Consider the following 16,749-nt stretch of genomic DNA (forward strand, 5'->3'; position numbering starts at 1 on the left):
CTTTCTAATGAGGGCTCAAGCCGTTTGTGATTATTCTTTCCCTGCGATTTGACGACGCACTTCTTTTTCGAGCTCCGGCTCCGGTGGCATCCAACCTTCAGGTTTCATGACTTTATTGTCCGACTCGCGTAAAATCGGTTTCCCGTCCGGTCCAAGCTTCGCCATGTTGGCACGCTGGACGATTTCAAACAACGGAACGGGATCAAGTCCAAGTTCAACGAAACTTCCCATCACAAAATATAACGCATCCGTTAACGCATCCCCTTGACCGACGAGGCGTTCCACATCATCTGACGGTGGTGCGTCTTGTAATGATTTTTGGACCGCTTTTTGGAATCCTTCTTGGAATTGCTCGATCGCCTGTAAGAACTCTTCTTCTGTCTGTGACGATTGGTGTAAAAATTCAACGACCGCTTCCTCTGCCGTCCAAACCGATCGTTTTGTCGCACGATCAAGTGTCAACGGTTGAGGAGATTTTGCTCCTGGATGTCCGAATGTCTCGTGGAATTGTTTCACTTCTTCAAAAAAGTAACGTTTGCTCATCTGTCTTTCCCCCATTGTTAGTCCACAGAGACGAAAGCATCCAAATCAAATACTTCCGGGTGGACGATTGCAAAGATTTCATTGTCTTGTAAAAACATGCCGGTCGAGTCATACACGCGAGGTGTCACCATCTGACCGTTGATAGTACTTTCTTCCGGGTTCACTGTGTAGAGGACGAGTTCTTCCGAGTCGAGAACGTAAATCCGGCCTTGTCGTTCGACAAGCCCGACGCCTTCGAATCGCTCAAACTTTTGCTGGATTGAGGCGCTCATCCCGTCAGCCGATAACGCTTGACGCGAATCGAGCATCCATTCCGTTTCCGGTTCTTTTTCCTCGACTGCCCCTTCTGGCGCATCCTGCTCATTCTCAGGTGCCTCTTCTTCCGCAACGGCCGTCTCACTAGAGACATTGTCATTCGTCGACACGTTTTCTGCCGTCGCTTCTTCTGTTGATTCTTCAGTACCTTCAGCATTATCATCAGGTTCTGTCGATTCTTCTGACCCGCTTTCCGCATGCGCTTCCGGCTCGATTTCACGCTCTTCAATATAGAGGAGCTCAAGGTCCGGCGTGTCTGCTAATCGATTCATCATGAAAAGACGATTCGATTCTCGGTCATATCCGAGACCAAAGATTCGGTCTTCCGATACGAGACCTTTGATTTGTTTACGCGGTCGTTCGACCCAACGTCCTTCTTCGCGCTCAATCGTGATAAGTGTCCCGTTTGCTGTCACCGCATATACGAGGTTCTCTTCGACCATCCGCATCCCGATAAAGTCATCGAGTCGCGCCTGTCCCGTATTTTCGAGTTGAAGCACTGAGTTGACGCGTGTGCCGTTCCCGCTCACTTCGAAAAATTCAGCCTGCTCGGTAAGCACGAGATAGGCCCCGATCGTATCGCTATAGTACACTTCATCGATCTGGTTGATTTGCTCGAGCGCATCGGTCGTATCAATATCTTCGTCATCTTGTGCTGCTTCCACAGGTGGGAGGGATGCCGTTTGATGACTCGTTTGAATGTCGATTTTTTCAAATGTCGAGGCGACCTGTCGCTGAATCTCTTCATCAGAGAAGACAAAGACATAGCAAAGGATCACGCCGACCACGACAGCACATAGTGTCGTGTATAGCACATAAGAACGTTTCATGGACATGTCGTCCCCTTCTACTTCAGTATCGCCCTTTAGTGTATCAAAACCGACCGTAAAAGAAAATGACCTCACCAAAAAGAAAAGAATGTGCGACAATGTCACACATTCTTTCGATTATCCAACTACGATATTGACGAGTTTTCCAGGAACGACAATGACTTTACGAACCGTCTTGCCTTCTGTGAACTCTTGGACACGCTCGTTGCCGAGTGCCTCCGCTTCAAGCGTTTCTTTTGATGCGTCACGCGAAACGTGCATTTTCGCACGGAGTTTCCCGTTCACTTGGATGACGACTTCAATCGTGTCACTCACAAGTTTTGACTCATCGTACGTCGGCCAAGCCGCATACGTCAACTCTTCTGTCATGCCCATCTTCTCCCACAACTCTTCAGACAAGTGTGGAGCGACCGGTGAAAGCATCTTGATGAAGTCGACCATTTGCGATTTTGGCAACGTCTCTTGTTTGTTCGCTTCATTGACGAAGACCATCAACTGAGAGATTGCTGTGTTGAAGCGAAGTGCTTCATAGTCTTCAGTGACTTTTTTCACCGTCTGATGATACGTACGTTCAAAGTCGGCAGTCGGTGCCACGTCCGCAAAGTTCGTTTGATCGAACAAACGCCATACGCGGTCGAGGAAGCGACGTGCCCCGTCAAGACCATTCGTTGACCATGCGATTGCCGCGTCAAGCGGGCCCATGAACATTTCATAGAGACGGAGTGTATCCGCCCCGTGTGACTTCACGATATCATCTGGGTTGACGACGTTCCCACGAGATTTCGACATCTTCTCGTTGTTCTCACCGAGGATCATGCCTTGGTTGTACAATTTTTGGAACGGCTCGTTCGTCGGAACGACACCGATATCGTAAAGGACTTTATGCCAGAAACGTGCATAGAGCAAGTGAAGAACGGCATGTTCCGTACCACCGATATACAAGTCGACTGGAAGCCAACGCTTGAGTTTTTCAGGGTCCGCGATCATTTCTTCGTTATCTGGATCGATGTAACGGATGTAGTACCAGCAGCTACCTGCCCATTGTGGCATCGTGTTCGTCTCGCGACGACCTTTTTCCCCTGTGACAGGATCTGTGTACGTCAACCACTCTTCTGCGTTCGCGAGTGGCGACTCACCCGTACCAGACGGTTTGATTTCATCGATGATCGGAAGTTCGAGCGGAAGCTCTTCGACCGGTACCGTCTTCATCGTTCCGTCTTCCATGTGGACGACCGGAATTGGCTCTCCCCAGTAACGTTGACGGCTGAACAACCAGTCACGAAGACGGTATGTCGTCTTCGCACGACCTGTACCCGCAGCTTCAAGTTCTTCAATGATCGTCTTGATCGCATCGGCTTTATTAAGACCGTTCAAGCTACCTGAGTTGACGTGTTCTCCGTCTTCGATGTAAGCCGCCTCTTCCAAGTTTCCACCTTTGACGACTTCACGGATTGGGAGGTCGAACGTTCTTGCAAACTCATAATCACGCTCGTCGTGTCCAGGAACGGCCATGACTGCACCTGTCCCGTATGTCGAGAGGACATAGTCTGCTGTCCAAATCGGAAGTTTCTCACCGTTTACCGGGTTGATTGCATAAGCGCCCGTGAAGACTCCTGTCTTCTCTTTAGCGAGGTCTGTACGCTCAAGGTCCGTCTTCTTCAAAACTTCCTCGATGTATGCCTCAACTGCCGTTGATTGTTCAGGCGTTGTGATCACTTTCGTGAACGGATGCTCTGGTGCGAGCGTCACATATGTCGCTCCGTGAAGTGTGTCCGGACGTGTCGTGAAGACTGTGACAATCTTGTCGTGACCGTCGACTTTGAAGTCGACCTCGGCACCGACCGATTTCCCGATCCAGTTGCGTTGCATCTCTTTTACGCTCTCTGGCCAGTCAAGACCTTCCAAGTCTTCAAGCAAACGCTCCGCGTATTCTGTGATGCGAAGCACCCACTGTTTCATCGGGACACGGTATACCGGGTGGTTCCCACGCTCTGACAAGCCGTCGATGACTTCTTCGTTCGCAAGGACCGTACCGAGTGCCGGGCACCAGTTAACGGCAACTTCGTCGACGTATGCAAGGTCACGCTCGAACAATTGCGTGAAGATCCATTGTGTCCACTTATAATATTTCGGGTCCGTCGTGCTGATTTCACGAGCCCAGTCATACGAGAAACCGAGTTCTTTCAACTGACGGCGGAACGTCTCGATGTTACGTGCCGTGAATTCGCGTGGGTCGTTCCCTGTGTCGAGTGCATATTGTTCGGCAGGAAGACCGAACGCATCCCAGCCGATTGGGTGAAGGACGTTATATCCTTGCATCCGCTTCATACGAGCGATGATATCCGTCGCCGTGTAACCTTCCGGGTGACCAACGTGAAGGCCAGCACCTGATGGGTAAGGGAACATATCGAGGACGTAGAAACAATCCTTCTCCGGGTCTTCTGTCGTTTTGAAAGCGTCTTTCTCTTCCCAACGCTTTTGCCATTTCGGCTCGATTTCTTGATGTTTAAAATAGCTCAACATTCTTCCTCCTCTGCATAATAAAAAGCCTTCCGTCCCCGAAAATGGGACGAAAGGCTTGAAAGCTCTCCGCGGTACCACCCATGTTGCATTGCTGCCACTTGAGACGCCGATAACGAGGCGTAACCCCGGTTTTCCCTACTCGGTTCAGGAAAACAGCTCCAAGGCGAGTTCACGACCTCCATTTATCGATTCACACCAACCATCGACTCTCTTTGAAACGGAACGTTCGCTACTAATCCTCTTCATCGCTTGCTATTCATCGTAGTCTATTTTAGCCCATTCTGAAATTCAACGTCAACTTGATTTTTCAGCGACGCGAATGTCTTTCATAATAACGAATAGAGTAAGGGCGAACGTAGCGAGCAGAAGAAGCATGCCGAAGACCGCAGTAATGCCGAACATGTCATAGACAAATCCGGACAATGTCGGTCCAATCATCCGGCCGACTGATGCTGCGATATTGACGAGTCCCTGATATTGTCCTGCTTTACCAGGCGGTGCGAGTTTCGCCGCAATCGTCGGGACTGCTGGCCAGACGAACATTTCCCCGATTGTCATGACGACCATCGCGACCATGAACATGCCAAATCCGCCGGCGAACGGCACGATTAAAAAGGCACCGAGGAAAATCGAGGCTCCGATAATCAATTGGCGTTTCAAGTCGTCCTCAAACTGTCGCAAGACACGGTTGAGTAACGGCTGTGCGAATACGATCATCGCCCCGTTCACCGTCCAAAGCAGTGAATATTGGCTGATAGTAACACCAAGGTCTTTCGAATGAACGGCAATCGTCCCTTGCCACTGAACGTACACGAACCAAAGCACGGCGTAACCGACGGCGACATACCACATCGACTTCATCGTTGCGCTCGAGAGGGTCGTGGCGGCTGCCTCTAACTGTGATTGAACGACAGGACGTGCCGGGTTTTTCAAGTAGCGAAGTCCAAATAAAAGGACCACGACAAATAAGACCGACAAGAAGAAGTTTGCATAAAAAATCCACTCGATGTTAAAGCGCGCGATTTGACCACTCATGGCCGTACCGAGTGCGACACCTACGTTTTGCGCAACGTAAATCGCGTTAAACGAACGGCGTCCACCCTCTGGCCAGATGAGTCCCGCAAACGCGTAAACGGTCGGAAAGACGAGTCCACCTGAGAACCCAATCATACCGAGCCACACCAAATAGCCGAAGAACGTGGCGTGGAACAGTAAAAATCCGAGTGAGCTCGCAAGCAACAAACCGACAGAAATCATGAGCGTCATCTTTCCACCGATTCGATCGAATAATGTCCCTCCGATGTAGTTTCCGACGATCGCGAGTGCGGAGTTCACAAGAAGTGCCACCCCAGCAAGTGTCATCGACTCACCTAAAAAATCATGAATATACAGTGTGTTAAATGGCCATAAAAAAGACGCCGCCGTTGTATTGAGCGCCATCGCAATGACTAGAATCCATACCGAAATTGGCATTTTATTGTTCACACCAAGTCCTCCTTTCATTCCTCTTTCACATCAAAAAAAATCGGCACAAATGGCCGAATCGACAAGATTTCCTTATCAAACCTAAACGAATGCCAAAGAAGTGTCAAGAAAAATTACTTATTATGAAGTTTTGTCATTTTTCATTTGTGATAGCATGAGCAAGGAAGGAGAGATGTTGAATGAATCCATTTGGTCAAAACCGATATCATACGTTAAATGAGGCGTATCGCCGAGAATATGGAGGAAAGGTGTTCAAAGTCCCGCTCGATGGCGGATTCACCTGTCCGAACCGTGACGGGCGCGTCTCAAAGGGAGGATGTACGTTCTGTTCAGACGACGGGAGTGGTGATTTTGCAGGAAATGCTTGCGATCCGATTCCCGTTCAATTTGCCGAAGTAAAGGCCCGTCTTCATCGAAAATGGAAGAACGCCAACTACATCGCTTATTTCCAAGCATTCAGTAACACGTACGCGCCGGTCGAACGATTACGTGAGTTGTTCGAACCAGCACTTCAAGAGGATGGCGTCGTCGGTCTCTCGATTGCGACACGTCCGGACTGCTTGCCAGACGATGTCGTCGCCTATTTGGCAGAGTTGAATGACCGGACTTCCCTTTGGGTGGAACTCGGTCTTCAGACCATCCATGACACGACGGCGAAAAAAATCAATCGCGGACATGATTACGAGACATTTTTGAGCGGTCTTGCAAAACTACGACGCCACAACATCCGTGTCTGTGTTCATATCATCAACGGTTTACCCGGTGAGACACCAGAGATGATGCTCGACACAGCCCGAGAAGTTGCTAAAATGGACATACAAGGAATCAAGATCCATTTACTTCACGTCTTGAAACATACACCGCTCGCCCGTCAATACGAAAAAGGTCTACTCGAATTGATGGAGGAAGACGACTATGTCTCCCTCGTCTGCGATCAGCTCGAATGTATACCTCCCGAGGTCATCGTCCATCGCCTGACAGGAGACGGCCCACCTGACTTATTGATCGGTCCATTGTGGAGCCGTCACAAAATGCAGGTGTTAAACAAGATCCGTGCAGAATTGGAACGACGAGATTCTTTCCAAGGAAAAAAGAAGGATGAGATGTATGGGATTAATGAGAGTACTACCTTTTGCAAAACAATTATTACATGACCACCTCGAAGAAGGACACGTCGCCATCGACATGACAGCCGGAAACGGACACGATACGCTGTTTTTAGCAAACGCAGTGGGCGAAACGGGTCATGTGTATGCATTTGATATCCAGTCAGAAGCGGTCGCGTCCACACGCGCACGTATACAGGAAGCCGGTCTCGATGAACGGGTATCCGTCATTCATGACAGTCACGACACGGTTCAAGCGGTCGTCGCGAACGAGACGCGCCCCATCTCCGCTGCCGTCTTCAATTTAGGCTATTTACCAGGAAGCGATAAATCAATCACGACTCACGGGAATACGACGATTGCCGCGTTATCTCAATTATTAGAGGTCATGACCGTCGGCGGCGTCATCGTCATCGTCATTTATCACGGGCATGAGAGCGGAAAAGTCGAACGGGATGAAGTGCTTCATTACGTGGAGTCGCTCGACCAAAAACAGGCTGGCGTCCTCCGCTACGGTTTCATCAACCAAATCAATCATCCCCCATTCATCGTGGCGATTGAAAAACGCGCATAAGCAAAAGGCGGCTCATTCGAGTCGCCTTCTGTCATTCTTGAATCAATTCATAAAACGTCATCAATGTCTCCGCAAACTTGGTGTTCAAACGTTCATATCCAAAATGCGGGAATCCTTCCAACCGACGGATGTACACTTGATCGCCACCAATCTTCCGGCAGACGTTTAACGTCAGCTTCACATCCGCAAATTGATCGTCTGGTGCATAGAAACAAGCAAGTGGAAGTCGTGGTAAGTGCTTCTTCTCTTCTTGATGTTCCACGATTTCTTCTTCAATCTCACGGTATTGCGCATACGTAATCTCACCGAAGCGTGACGATTCCTCGCCTCCACCAGTGAATGTCATCATCCCGAGCGGTAAGTCTGGGCGGAAACGGTCGACAGCACTCGCGACGACTTGTTTCAATCCGCCGATTTGACGAGTGGCATGCCAATCAAATAAAGGAGAGATATACGTCAAACTCCCAAGCGGCACATCATACTCTTGCAAGAGTCGGTTCGTGAAAAGTGCCCCTAGACTGAATGCCACGACGTGGATTGGTAGTTTGTATTCCCCTGCCTCACGCAACGCTCGCTTGATGAGCTGTTTATGGTCATCTGCAGTCAATCCGACCGATTGGTCACGGACGACAATTACCTCGTACTCGTCTTGGAGTCGGCGAATAAAGTTCTCACTAATCCGAGACGTGAACTGTAGCGGGTACACGATGACGATGACCCCTTTTCGTACTTCTTCATATGTCATGCTGCCGTCACCTCATTTATGGACTATGTGTATTGTATCAAAAAAACATCAGCCGCAACTGATGTTTGAAGAAAATCCGTCTGGAGGCTTAGCTCGGATGATATCGTAAATGAATGAGTTCCATCGGTTGGTCGTATACCTCTTCTTGGATTCGATTCACTTCTTTAAACGATTGATGCAAAAGGAAGGCAATCGCTTGGTCATTTGAATTTTCAACGTACACTTCCATCGGTTGTGTTTTTTTCGATTGGAGATAGTTTAAAAAGGCTGCCCCATATCCGTTCCGGTGAAAATCAGGATGAAGATAAAGTCGAAGCATCTCCCACATGTCACCGCGATCGATGGCATGACAAAATCCGATGACATCTTCTTCGAACTCGCCGACGATAAAATATTGCTCTCGTGCTTCTTCACTCGAATTGATCGCTCGAACAATCTCTTCTTGTCGATAAGCGCGCTCCATCGCTTTCAAACGATTTAAATCATCCTCTGAAATCGTCGCAAGTGCAATCGTTCGAATTAATGCTGCATCTTCTGGAACTGCTTCCCTCATGTTCATGACAGCTTCCCCCTTTTGGCCAATCTATTTGTATCATTCCCTATCGTCACGTTTTTATCCTGCCATTCGTTTCTTTTTCGTGACGATTCATAAGAAAACGTTATGTCCGCAATCGACTAGGGTATAACACTAGCAATGCCAATCACATGAAGGAGTGGAACAACATGGAACCAAAATTAGAGCATGACCCGAAAGTCGAACAAACAGAGAATCCGAACCGTCAATTCGACCAATTGGATGCTGGGGGCCCAAAGATCAGCGTTGTGACCGGGATGTTACTCGGTGCCCTCGTCGGTGGTCTCCTCGCCTTACTTAGCTCTTCGAATCGAGAGCAGACGAAACAATCGCTTACGAATGCAAAATCTTCGGTCGGAGGCATCGTGAACGAAGTCAAACAAGATCCAGCCGGGAAAGCATCTCAAGTCATTGAACAAGTAAAGACCGCTTCTGGCAAGATTCAGGAAGTCTCAACAGACGTCCAAAACGTATATGAAAAAGTTGTCGGAGAAGTCGATACGGTCAAAGAAGACGTCAATAAAATCGTCGAGACGGCTCAAGAAGCCAAATCAGATTTACAAGACATCGGTGAAAAAGTCGTCGAAGCGAAGGATACCGCGCTTGGACAAGAAAACACTTCAACTGATTCGTCATCGAATGATCATAAACAGACACCTCCAACGACTTGAACCTAAAAAAACGACCTTTCCGCGGAAAGGTCGTTTTTGTTGTTTACGCGAAACGCTTCGCGCCTTCTTCAAGAACTGCTGCTTTATCTGTTTGCTCCCATGGGAGTTCGATATCTGTACGACCGAAGTGACCGTAAGCTGCTGTTTGCTTGTAGATTGGACGGCGAAGGTCAAGCATCTTGATGATGCCTGCTGGACGGAGGTCGAAGTTCTCACGAACGAGTTCGACGAGCTCTGTTTCGCTCAATTTACCAGTGCCGAACGTATCGACAGCGATTGATACTGGATGTGCTACCCCAATCGCGTAAGCGAGTTGAACTTCTGCTTTATCCGCAAGTCCTGCTGCAACGATGTTTTTCGCTACATAACGAGCTGCGTATGCTGCCGAACGGTCAACTTTTGTAGGATCTTTACCAGAGAATGCGCCACCGCCGTGACGTGCGTATCCACCGTACGTATCAACGATGATTTTACGTCCTGTAAGACCTGCATCTCCTTGTGGTCCACCGATTACGAAGCGACCAGTCGGGTTGATGAAGTATTTTGTTTCAGCATCGATGAGTTCAGCCGGGATGACTGCTTCGATGACATACTTTTTCAAGTCTTCTTGAATTTGCTCGAGCGTGATCTCTTCTGCGTGTTGTGTCGAGATGACGATTGTATCGATACGAACAGGGTTGTTGTCCTCATCGTACTCAACCGTTACTTGCGTCTTACCATCCGGACGGAGGTAATCAAGCATACCGTTCTTACGAACTTCAGCAAGACGACGTGACAATTTGTGCGCCAATGAGATCGGAAGCGGCATGAGTTCAGGTGTCTCGTTTGTCGCGTATCCGAACATGAGACCTTGGTCACCTGCTCCGATTGCATCAAGTTCCTCTTCAGTCATCTGACCTTCACGTGCTTCAAGAGCTTGGTCAACACCTTGCGCGATGTCTACTGATTGCTCGTCAATCGACGTCAAGACTGCACATGTTTCTGCGTCGAAACCATATTTCGCACGTGTGTATCCGATTTCACGGATTGTTTCACGGACAACTTTCGGGATATCCACGTAAGTTGACGTTGTGATTTCACCAGCTACGAGTACAAGACCCGTTGTGACAGACGTTTCTGCCGCAACACGGGCATTCGGGTCTTCCGCTAAAATGGCATCCAAAATCGAGTCAGAGATCTGATCACAAATTTTATCTGGATGTCCTTCAGTAACCGACTCTGAAGTAAAAAGTCGACGGTTCAATTTTGACATTCAAAAAACCTCCTATAATAAGGGTGATATGTGGACGGTACTCGTTCCCCTTACGCGTTGCTTTGGGACGGTAATGAAAAAAACCTCCCCCGATGACATACATGGGGAAAGGTTGAATCGTTCTTCCTTACCCTCTTATCGTTCGAAGCTAATGGCTTCGCTTCAGGATAGCACCTTTTCCGCACAAGACTTCATGTCGGACGGTTGCTGGGCTTCGTAGGGCCTTGTTCCCTCCACCGCTCAGAATAAGAGTATCCGTTACGAAAACCATCATATAAATGACGCTCGATTATGTCAAGGGAATCAGACGAATTCGTTAAAGTTTTCACCGACTTGCAAAACATTTCTGTTTGTGAATCGTCAAACATTTTTTTAATTCGTTTCTGTTTTTTAACACCTTGTGATAAGAGAATGTGATAAACTGTCTTTGTAAGAAAGCGCTTACTTAGAGAGAAGAAACGCTTGTGTTTGATTAGTGTGTCACATATAATTAAAAATGTCATACTGATTAATCGTAATCGCGGAAGTATGCGGATTTCATCCACATCTATTTAGGGGAAAGGTGGGATTCAGGATGGCGACAACGCTCCTGAAAATCGAAGAATTAATTAATGGTGCCGACATGAAACGGAACTTGACGGTTCCAGAATTGGTGGAAGAAGCCATCCAAAATGGTGAAGGTGTACTGACAAAAGACGGGGCTTTATCTGTCAGCACCGGTGCTTTTACCGGACGGTCACCGAAAGACAAATTCGTCGTACAAGATGAAGTCAGCAACAACCTTGTCGATTGGGGAAAAGTGAACCAACCGATCGCAGAAGAGAAGTTTTCAGCACTTCTCGACAAAGTACTCAACCATTTAGAAAAGAAAGACAAACTTTATTACCTCGAAGCGTCTGCTGGTGCCGATGAGCACTATACGTTACCGGTCCGTGCCATCACGGAATATGCATGGCATAGTCTGTTCGCTAAACAGCTATTTCTACGCGAATGGCCAACGAAAGGTGCGTTCGATCCGTTCACTGTGATTTATGCACCGAGTTATAAAGCAGATCCTGCAGTGGATGGCACGAACTCAGAGACGTTCATTCTCGTTTCATTCGCCAAGCGCACAATTCTGATCGGGGGAACAGAATACGGTGGCGAAATTAAAAAATCAATCTTCTCCGTCATGAACTTCTTGCTACCTGAGCAAAACGTCTTATCGATGCACTGTTCGGCAAACGTCAACGATGCAAACGAAACGGCACTCTTCTTCGGGTTGTCGGGAACTGGGAAGACGACACTTTCAGCTGATCCACAGCGCCACTTAATCGGAGACGATGAGCATGGATGGTCACCGGATGGGGTCTTCAACATTGAAGGCGGTTGCTACGCGAAGACGATCAACCTTTCGCGTGAGAACGAACCACAAATCTATGATGCAATCCGTTTCGGTTCATTGATTGAAAACGTCGTATTGAATGAAGATCGTACGCCGGACTACAAGAACATTTCCTTGACTGAAAATACGCGTGCGGCATATCCGATTGAATTCATCGACAACGCGATGCTCCCATCACGTGCCGGTCATCCAAATACGATCGTCTTCTTGACGGCCGATGCGTATGGTGTCTTGCCACCAATCAGCAAACTGACGAAAGAACAGGCGATGTATCACTTCTTGTCTGGTTATACGTCTAAGCTTGCCGGTACGGAGCGAGGAGTCACAGAACCACAAGCGACGTTCTCGACTTGCTTCGGTTCACCGTTCCTTCCGCTCGCTCCAGAGCGTTATGCGGATATGCTCGGTAAATTGATTGAAGAACACGATGTGGATGTCTACCTCGTCAACACGGGCTGGACAGGTGGAGCATACGGCGAAGGTTCACGTATGAAACTCGCCTATACGCGTGCGATGGTCAATGCCGCCGTCAACGGTCAGCTTCGTGATGTGGAGACGATGAAACATGACATCTTCAATGTCGAGATTCCTGTAGCCATCGATGGTGTACCGAGTGACGTGCTCAATCCGCGAGATACGTGGAGCGACCCAGCTCGTTACGACCTAGAGGCAAAAGCACTCGCCATGAAATTTAAAGAAAACTTCACTCGCTTTACGAAAGCAAGTGAGTCCGTCATCGCAGCCGGACCACTCGTCATCTAACGCAAAAGCACTGACTCATTTTTTTATCGAGTCAGTGCTTTTTCTTGTCGCAACATCCAATCCATCGCTTGTTCGGTCGTCTCCCATTTATCCCAAAACGGGAGCTGGTGACCGAACGGGAGCACCCAAAACTCTGCCTGTTCTCCTAATTTCTCAGCGACGGCTGTCGCATGACGTAAGCGAACTTGTTCATCGTCCGTACCGTGGATGAGCAGTGTCGGGGCGACCCATTCCTTGTAAAGCGGTGAACGGTCGACATACGCAGATTCTGCGGATTCGGGGTCCCCTCCCGTCATCCGACGTAACATCTTCCGCATCGAACGCTGTTCTTCATACGTCCACTCGAGGTTTGTCACGCCAGCCCATGAAGTAACCGTCGTGACCGGTCGTTCGGAAGCGAGCGAGAGGGCCATCATGCCCCCTCTTGAAAAACCGAGGACGTGGACCGATCGTCCGCTCATGTGGACACGATCGAATAGCGAGAGCACGTCCTCTAAGTCTTCTCCTCCAAAGTCTTCTTTTCCCGTCCCGCCGTGATTGCCACGATAGACCGGGGCGACGACATGAAATCCCCGCGATGCAAATTGCATGAGACGTGGTAAACGGACATCCCCGATTCGGGCCGTTCCTCCTCGTAAGTACATCAATACTTGGCCGTTTGAACGTTTCGGCTCAATCGAATACGCCACGACCTCTTCCCCATCTGTCGTCGTGTACCATCCTCGTGTCACCCGATAACCCGCATAAGGTGGTAACACATCGATTCGGTCAAACCAGTTTTTGATCATAAAGAACCCTCATCGTTTCCGGTAGGACACGGTCTTTCATCATGAAGCTGTAGCGTGGATTGCGCAATAAGTTATCCGGCAAGGCATCGATCAGGACAGCCCCATCTGTCTCGTCAATAGCAGGATGATCCTCGAATCGCTCAATCTCCGCATAATAAATGTTTTTGATGACCGTATCGCCTCTACCTAGCACACGGTACTGTCCCAAATATCGTAATGTTTTGACGACGCCGCCGGTCTCTTCATATACTTCCCGGATGGCGGCATCGTCCTCGTGTTCTCCTGGCTCGACTTTCCCTCCTGGAAACTCGAGTCCGCGCTGTTTATGCTTCGTCAATACCCACTTGTCTTCATATCGGGCGACGACCCAGACGTGGAGCGGCGTGTCTGAGAACGGATAATGGGTGAAGCTTAACTCGACTTGATTATGATAGTAATCCTTGAATGTCTTCATAGTCCATCCCTTTCTTTCCCCTGTCTACTCTCACTTTACCTTGTCTTCACCCAGTTTCAAACAAAAAAATCGGTCCGACACGCGGACCGATTCGTTTTCTTATTGATTCAAACGTTTTTCGAGCTCTGCTTTTTGTTCTTCATAACCCGGTTTACCGAGTAACGCGAACATGTTCGCTTTGTAAGCTTCGACGCCTGGCTGGTTGAACGGGTTCACCCCAAGGATGTATCCGCTCATCGCACATGCTTTTTCGAAGAAGTAGAACAAGTAACCGAGGTGATACGGTGTCATCTCTGGCAATTCGACGACCAAGTTCGGTACATCGCCGTCAGTGTGTGCGAGAAGTGTTCCTTCTGTCGCTTTGTCGTTCACGAACTGAATCGTTTCGCCTGCGAGGAAGTTCAAACCGTCCAAATCTTGAGCGTCTTCTGGGACGTTCATCGAGTGACGGACTTCTTTCACACGAATGACCGTCTCGAACAAGTCACGACGACCTTCTTGGATGTATTGCCCCATCGAGTGGAGATCCGTCGAGAAGTCAACTGCCGCTGGGAAGATCCCTTTGTTGTCTTTTCCTTCTGATTCACCGTAAAGCTGTTTCCACCATTCTGACACGTAGTGAAGAGCTGGCTCATAGTTGACGAGCATCTCAATCGATTTACCTTTCGCGTAAAGGGCGTTACGTACGACCGCATACTGATACGCTTCGTTTTCAGCCAATTCTGGTGAGCTGTAAGCGTTTTGTGCGTCGCGTGCACCTTCCATCAACGCATCGATATCAATTCCTGCAGCGGCAATCGGAAGAAGTCCGACTGGCGTGAGGACAGAGAAACGTCCACCGACATCATCTGGAATCACGAACGTCTCGTATCCTTCTGCGTCTGCAAGTGTCTTGAGCGCACCACGGGCACGGTCTGTCGTTGCATAGATCCGCTCACGTGCTCCATCTTGACCATACTTGTCTTCCATGAACTGCTTGAGGACACGGAATGCAATCGCAGGTTCTGTCGTCGTTCCTGATTTCGAGATGACGTTGACTGAGACCTCTTTGCCTTCAAGTACTTGAAGCAACTCTCTCATATACGTTGAAGAGATATTGTGGCCCGCATAGAATACTTGTGGTGCCTTGCGCTCTTCTTTTGACAATACGTTGAAGAACGAATGTTGAAGCATTTCGATCGCTGCACGGGCACCGAGGTAAGATCCTCCGATTCCGACGACGACGAGAACGTCTGAATTCTCGCGAATTCGTTCCGCCGCAGCTTTGATTCGTGCGAACTCATCTTGATCGTATTCGGTCGGAAGATCGACCCACCCAAGAAAATCACTTCCGGCACCGCTCCGCTCATGAATCACCGAGTGAAGGGTTTTTACCGTTTCTTGCATTTGGTCGATTTCGTGCTTCCCTACGAATGAGAGCGCGTTTGAATAATCGAAACGTACAGTTGACATGTCATTTCCTCCTTTAAATCGCTCGTAAAAGAGCCATACATGACCCATCATAAACGGAAACGTTAGATTCGTTCAATCATTATTGTAAAATAGGCAATAAATTGCCTTATTTGCTGAGTTCGAGGATATGCGCGACATCTTCACGTTCGAGGGTACGGAAACGACCGAATGCGCCACGTTTCATCGCAGAATCGAGAATCGCATCGAATGTCGACTCATCGATATCGTAGTCCCGGAGTGAGTTTGGTGCACCGAGTTGGTCGAAGAATGCACGAATCGCTTCGATTGTACGTTTACCAGTCTCCAAGTCGTTTTCACCTGGTTCCACATCGAATACCTCCGTACCGAGTCGGGCGAAACGTGCCGCATTGTCTTCATCCAATACGTGCTCCATCCAACGTGGGAAGAGAATCGCGAGACCACCAGCGTGCGGGATATCGTGGACAGCCGATACGGCGTGCTCGATGTTGTGCGATGCCCAGTCCCCAGCAGCACCCATTTGAAGGACGCCGTTCAACGCCATCGTACCTGAGAATAGGATGATGGCACGAAGATCGACGTTTTCCAAATCATTTACGAGTTTCGGTGCCGATTCAACGACCGCTTTCAAGACACCTTCTGTCATGCGTTCCTGTACCGGTGCATGGTTCGGGTGGAAGTATTGTTCGAAACAGTGGCTCATCATATCGACAATACCGTAAATCGTCTGATCTTTTGGAACCGAGACCGTGTAGCGTGGATCAAGGATTGAGAATGTCGGGAAGACGAGTGGGTGACCCCAACCGAACTTCTCTTGTGTTTCCCAGTTCGTGATGACCGATCCTGAGTTCATTTCTGATCCTGTTGCCGCGAGTGTGAGGACCGTTCCAAATGGTACCGCCTCTGTCGGGATGTGTTCACGGAGAACGATGTCCCACGCATCCCCTTCATAAGGAATCGCTGCTGAAATGAGTTTCGTACAGTCGATGACGGAACCTCCGCCGACCGCGAGCAACGCATCGATGTTTTCTTCACGTGCAAATTTGACCGCACGACGTACTGTCTCAATACGCGGGTTCGGTTCGACGCCAGAGAAGTCTACGTATGAGATGCCTGCCTTTTCAAGCTCAGCCACGACTTCATCGTACGTTCCGTTCTTTTTGATGCTTCCGCCACCATAGACGAGCATCACTTTCTTCGCGTCGAGCGCGCCAAGTTCTTTCGATAATGTTTCGACCTGATGTGTACCGAAAATCAATTTTGTCGGGTTTTTGTATTCAAAGTTGTGCATGATTCATCCTCCTCATAGAAA

At 48.9% G+C, this 16,749-nt stretch carries 15 protein-coding genes, 1 riboswitch and 1 other annotated feature; of the genes, 4 read left to right on the top strand and 11 right to left on the bottom strand.

The genetic code is table 11. The features are described from left to right. Positions 1-30 precede the first annotated feature (30 nt). The 4 genes from KNP04_RS02620 to KNP04_RS02635 form a co-directional block, all read right to left on the bottom strand. Positions 31-543: a pyrophosphohydrolase domain-containing protein gene (locus KNP04_RS02620; protein ID WP_214693364.1), complete on the bottom strand. Its 513-nt coding sequence runs from the start codon at positions 541-543 to the stop codon at positions 31-33. Positions 544-560: 17 nt separating this feature from the next. Continuing rightward, on the bottom strand, positions 561-1,688 hold the full coding sequence (locus KNP04_RS02625; RefSeq protein WP_251129809.1) for a hypothetical protein: 1,128 nt from the start codon (positions 1,686-1,688) through the stop codon (positions 561-563). Positions 1,689-1,805: 117 nt separating this feature from the next. Then, a complete protein-coding gene (gene leuS / locus KNP04_RS02630; RefSeq protein ID WP_214874575.1) occupies positions 1,806-4,211 on the bottom strand; it encodes a leucine--tRNA ligase in 2,406 nt (801 codons plus the stop codon). A 39-nt stretch (positions 4,212-4,250) separates the two neighbouring features. Beyond that, positions 4,251-4,466 (bottom strand) — a binding site (T-box leader). A 39-nt stretch (positions 4,467-4,505) separates the two neighbouring features. After that, entirely contained in the window at positions 4,506-5,696 is a 1,191-nt protein-coding gene (locus KNP04_RS02635) for an MDR family MFS transporter (RefSeq protein WP_353047500.1), read from the bottom strand. Positions 5,697-5,875: 179 nt separating this feature from the next. Here KNP04_RS02635 and mnmL point away from each other — a divergent pair, with 179 nt between their 5' ends. Both mnmL and mnmM read left to right on the top strand, forming a co-directional pair. Continuing rightward, complete coding sequence (mnmL, locus tag KNP04_RS02640; protein WP_214874576.1) at positions 5,876-6,850, top strand: tRNA modification radical SAM protein MnmL/YtqA; 975 nt, start codon at positions 5,876-5,878, stop codon at positions 6,848-6,850. Continuing rightward, on the top strand, positions 6,804-7,376 hold the full coding sequence (gene mnmM, locus KNP04_RS02645) for a tRNA 5-(aminomethyl)-2-thiouridylate-methyltransferase MnmM (protein WP_214874577.1): 573 nt from the start codon (positions 6,804-6,806) through the stop codon (positions 7,374-7,376). Before mnmL ends, mnmM begins: the two co-directional genes overlap by 47 nt. Positions 7,377-7,407: 31 nt before the next feature. Here mnmM and KNP04_RS02650 read toward each other — a convergent pair whose 3' ends face one another. Beyond that, positions 7,408-8,121, bottom strand: a complete 714-nt coding sequence (locus KNP04_RS02650) for an alpha/beta hydrolase (RefSeq protein WP_214874578.1) — start codon at positions 8,119-8,121, stop codon at positions 7,408-7,410. An 88-nt stretch (positions 8,122-8,209) separates the two neighbouring features. Further along, positions 8,210-8,680: a GNAT family N-acetyltransferase gene (locus tag KNP04_RS02655; RefSeq protein WP_214782102.1), complete on the bottom strand. Its 471-nt coding sequence runs from the start codon at positions 8,678-8,680 to the stop codon at positions 8,210-8,212. 164 nt (positions 8,681-8,844) lie between these two features. On the opposite strand from KNP04_RS02655, the gene KNP04_RS02660 reads away from it, so the two are divergent. Then, positions 8,845-9,366 (top strand): hypothetical protein, encoded by a 522-nt coding sequence (locus tag KNP04_RS02660; RefSeq protein WP_214874579.1) that lies wholly within the window; start codon positions 8,845-8,847, stop codon positions 9,364-9,366. Between the two features lie 43 nt (positions 9,367-9,409). Here KNP04_RS02660 and metK read toward each other — a convergent pair whose 3' ends face one another. Beyond that, complete coding sequence (gene metK, locus KNP04_RS02665) at positions 9,410-10,618, bottom strand: methionine adenosyltransferase (RefSeq protein ID WP_214820486.1); 1,209 nt, start codon at positions 10,616-10,618, stop codon at positions 9,410-9,412. A gap of 132 nt (positions 10,619-10,750) precedes the next feature. Continuing rightward, positions 10,751-10,870: riboswitch (SAM riboswitch) on the bottom strand. 322 nt (positions 10,871-11,192) lie between these two features. Here metK and pckA point away from each other — a divergent pair. After that, positions 11,193-12,764 carry a phosphoenolpyruvate carboxykinase (ATP) gene (pckA, locus tag KNP04_RS02670; protein ID WP_214874580.1) on the top strand — a complete coding sequence of 524 codons (1,572 nt, stop codon included), beginning with the start codon at positions 11,193-11,195 and terminating at the stop codon, positions 12,762-12,764. Between the two features lie 23 nt (positions 12,765-12,787). Here the strand turns inward: pckA and KNP04_RS02675 are convergent, their stop codons facing one another. From KNP04_RS02675 to KNP04_RS02690, 4 genes are all read right to left on the bottom strand, one after another. Further along, on the bottom strand, positions 12,788-13,552 hold the full coding sequence (locus KNP04_RS02675; RefSeq protein ID WP_214874581.1) for an alpha/beta hydrolase family protein: 765 nt from the start codon (positions 13,550-13,552) through the stop codon (positions 12,788-12,790). Further along, positions 13,533-14,006, bottom strand: a complete 474-nt coding sequence (ytkD, locus tag KNP04_RS02680) for an RNA deprotection pyrophosphohydrolase (RefSeq protein WP_074033492.1) — start codon at positions 14,004-14,006, stop codon at positions 13,533-13,535. Before ytkD ends, KNP04_RS02675 begins: the two co-directional genes overlap by 20 nt. 99 nt (positions 14,007-14,105) lie before the next feature. Further along, on the bottom strand, positions 14,106-15,458 hold the full coding sequence (locus tag KNP04_RS02685) for a glucose-6-phosphate isomerase (RefSeq protein ID WP_214874582.1): 1,353 nt from the start codon (positions 15,456-15,458) through the stop codon (positions 14,106-14,108). Between the two features lie 106 nt (positions 15,459-15,564). Further along, positions 15,565-16,728 carry an iron-containing alcohol dehydrogenase gene (locus KNP04_RS02690; RefSeq protein ID WP_074033494.1) on the bottom strand — a complete coding sequence of 388 codons (1,164 nt, stop codon included), beginning with the start codon at positions 16,726-16,728 and terminating at the stop codon, positions 15,565-15,567. Positions 16,729-16,749 lie beyond the last annotated feature (21 nt).

Source organism: Exiguobacterium sp. CH10 (assembly GCF_018617635.1).
GTDB lineage: Bacteria > Bacillota > Bacilli > Exiguobacteriales > Exiguobacteriaceae > Exiguobacterium > Exiguobacterium aestuarii_A.

What these genes read in the sequence shown, in the direction of transcription:
- KNP04_RS02675 (WP_214874581.1), bottom strand. Translation starts at nt 13,552, where the DNA reads ATGATCAAAAACTGGTTTGACCGAATCGATGTGTTACCACCTTATGCG.
- KNP04_RS02685 (WP_214874582.1), bottom strand. Translation starts at nt 15,458, where the DNA reads ATGTCAACTGTACGTTTCGATTATTCAAACGCGCTCTCATTCGTAGGG.
- ytkD (WP_074033492.1), bottom strand. Translation starts at nt 14,006, where the DNA reads ATGAAGACATTCAAGGATTACTATCATAATCAAGTCGAGTTAAGCTTC.
- mnmL (WP_214874576.1), top strand. Translation starts at nt 5,876, where the DNA reads ATGAATCCATTTGGTCAAAACCGATATCATACGTTAAATGAGGCGTAT.
- leuS (WP_214874575.1), bottom strand. Translation starts at nt 4,211, where the DNA reads ATGTTGAGCTATTTTAAACATCAAGAAATCGAGCCGAAATGGCAAAAG.
- KNP04_RS02655 (WP_214782102.1), bottom strand. Translation starts at nt 8,680, where the DNA reads ATGAACATGAGGGAAGCAGTTCCAGAAGATGCAGCATTAATTCGAACG.
- pckA (WP_214874580.1), top strand. Translation starts at nt 11,193, where the DNA reads ATGGCGACAACGCTCCTGAAAATCGAAGAATTAATTAATGGTGCCGAC.
- KNP04_RS02660 (WP_214874579.1), top strand. Translation starts at nt 8,845, where the DNA reads ATGGAACCAAAATTAGAGCATGACCCGAAAGTCGAACAAACAGAGAAT.
- KNP04_RS02625 (WP_251129809.1), bottom strand. Translation starts at nt 1,688, where the DNA reads ATGAAACGTTCTTATGTGCTATACACGACACTATGTGCTGTCGTGGTC.
- KNP04_RS02650 (WP_214874578.1), bottom strand. Translation starts at nt 8,121, where the DNA reads ATGACATATGAAGAAGTACGAAAAGGGGTCATCGTCATCGTGTACCCG.
- mnmM (WP_214874577.1), top strand. Translation starts at nt 6,804, where the DNA reads ATGGGATTAATGAGAGTACTACCTTTTGCAAAACAATTATTACATGAC.
- metK (WP_214820486.1), bottom strand. Translation starts at nt 10,618, where the DNA reads ATGTCAAAATTGAACCGTCGACTTTTTACTTCAGAGTCGGTTACTGAA.
- KNP04_RS02690 (WP_074033494.1), bottom strand. Translation starts at nt 16,728, where the DNA reads ATGCACAACTTTGAATACAAAAACCCGACAAAATTGATTTTCGGTACA.
- KNP04_RS02620 (WP_214693364.1), bottom strand. Translation starts at nt 543, where the DNA reads ATGAGCAAACGTTACTTTTTTGAAGAAGTGAAACAATTCCACGAGACA.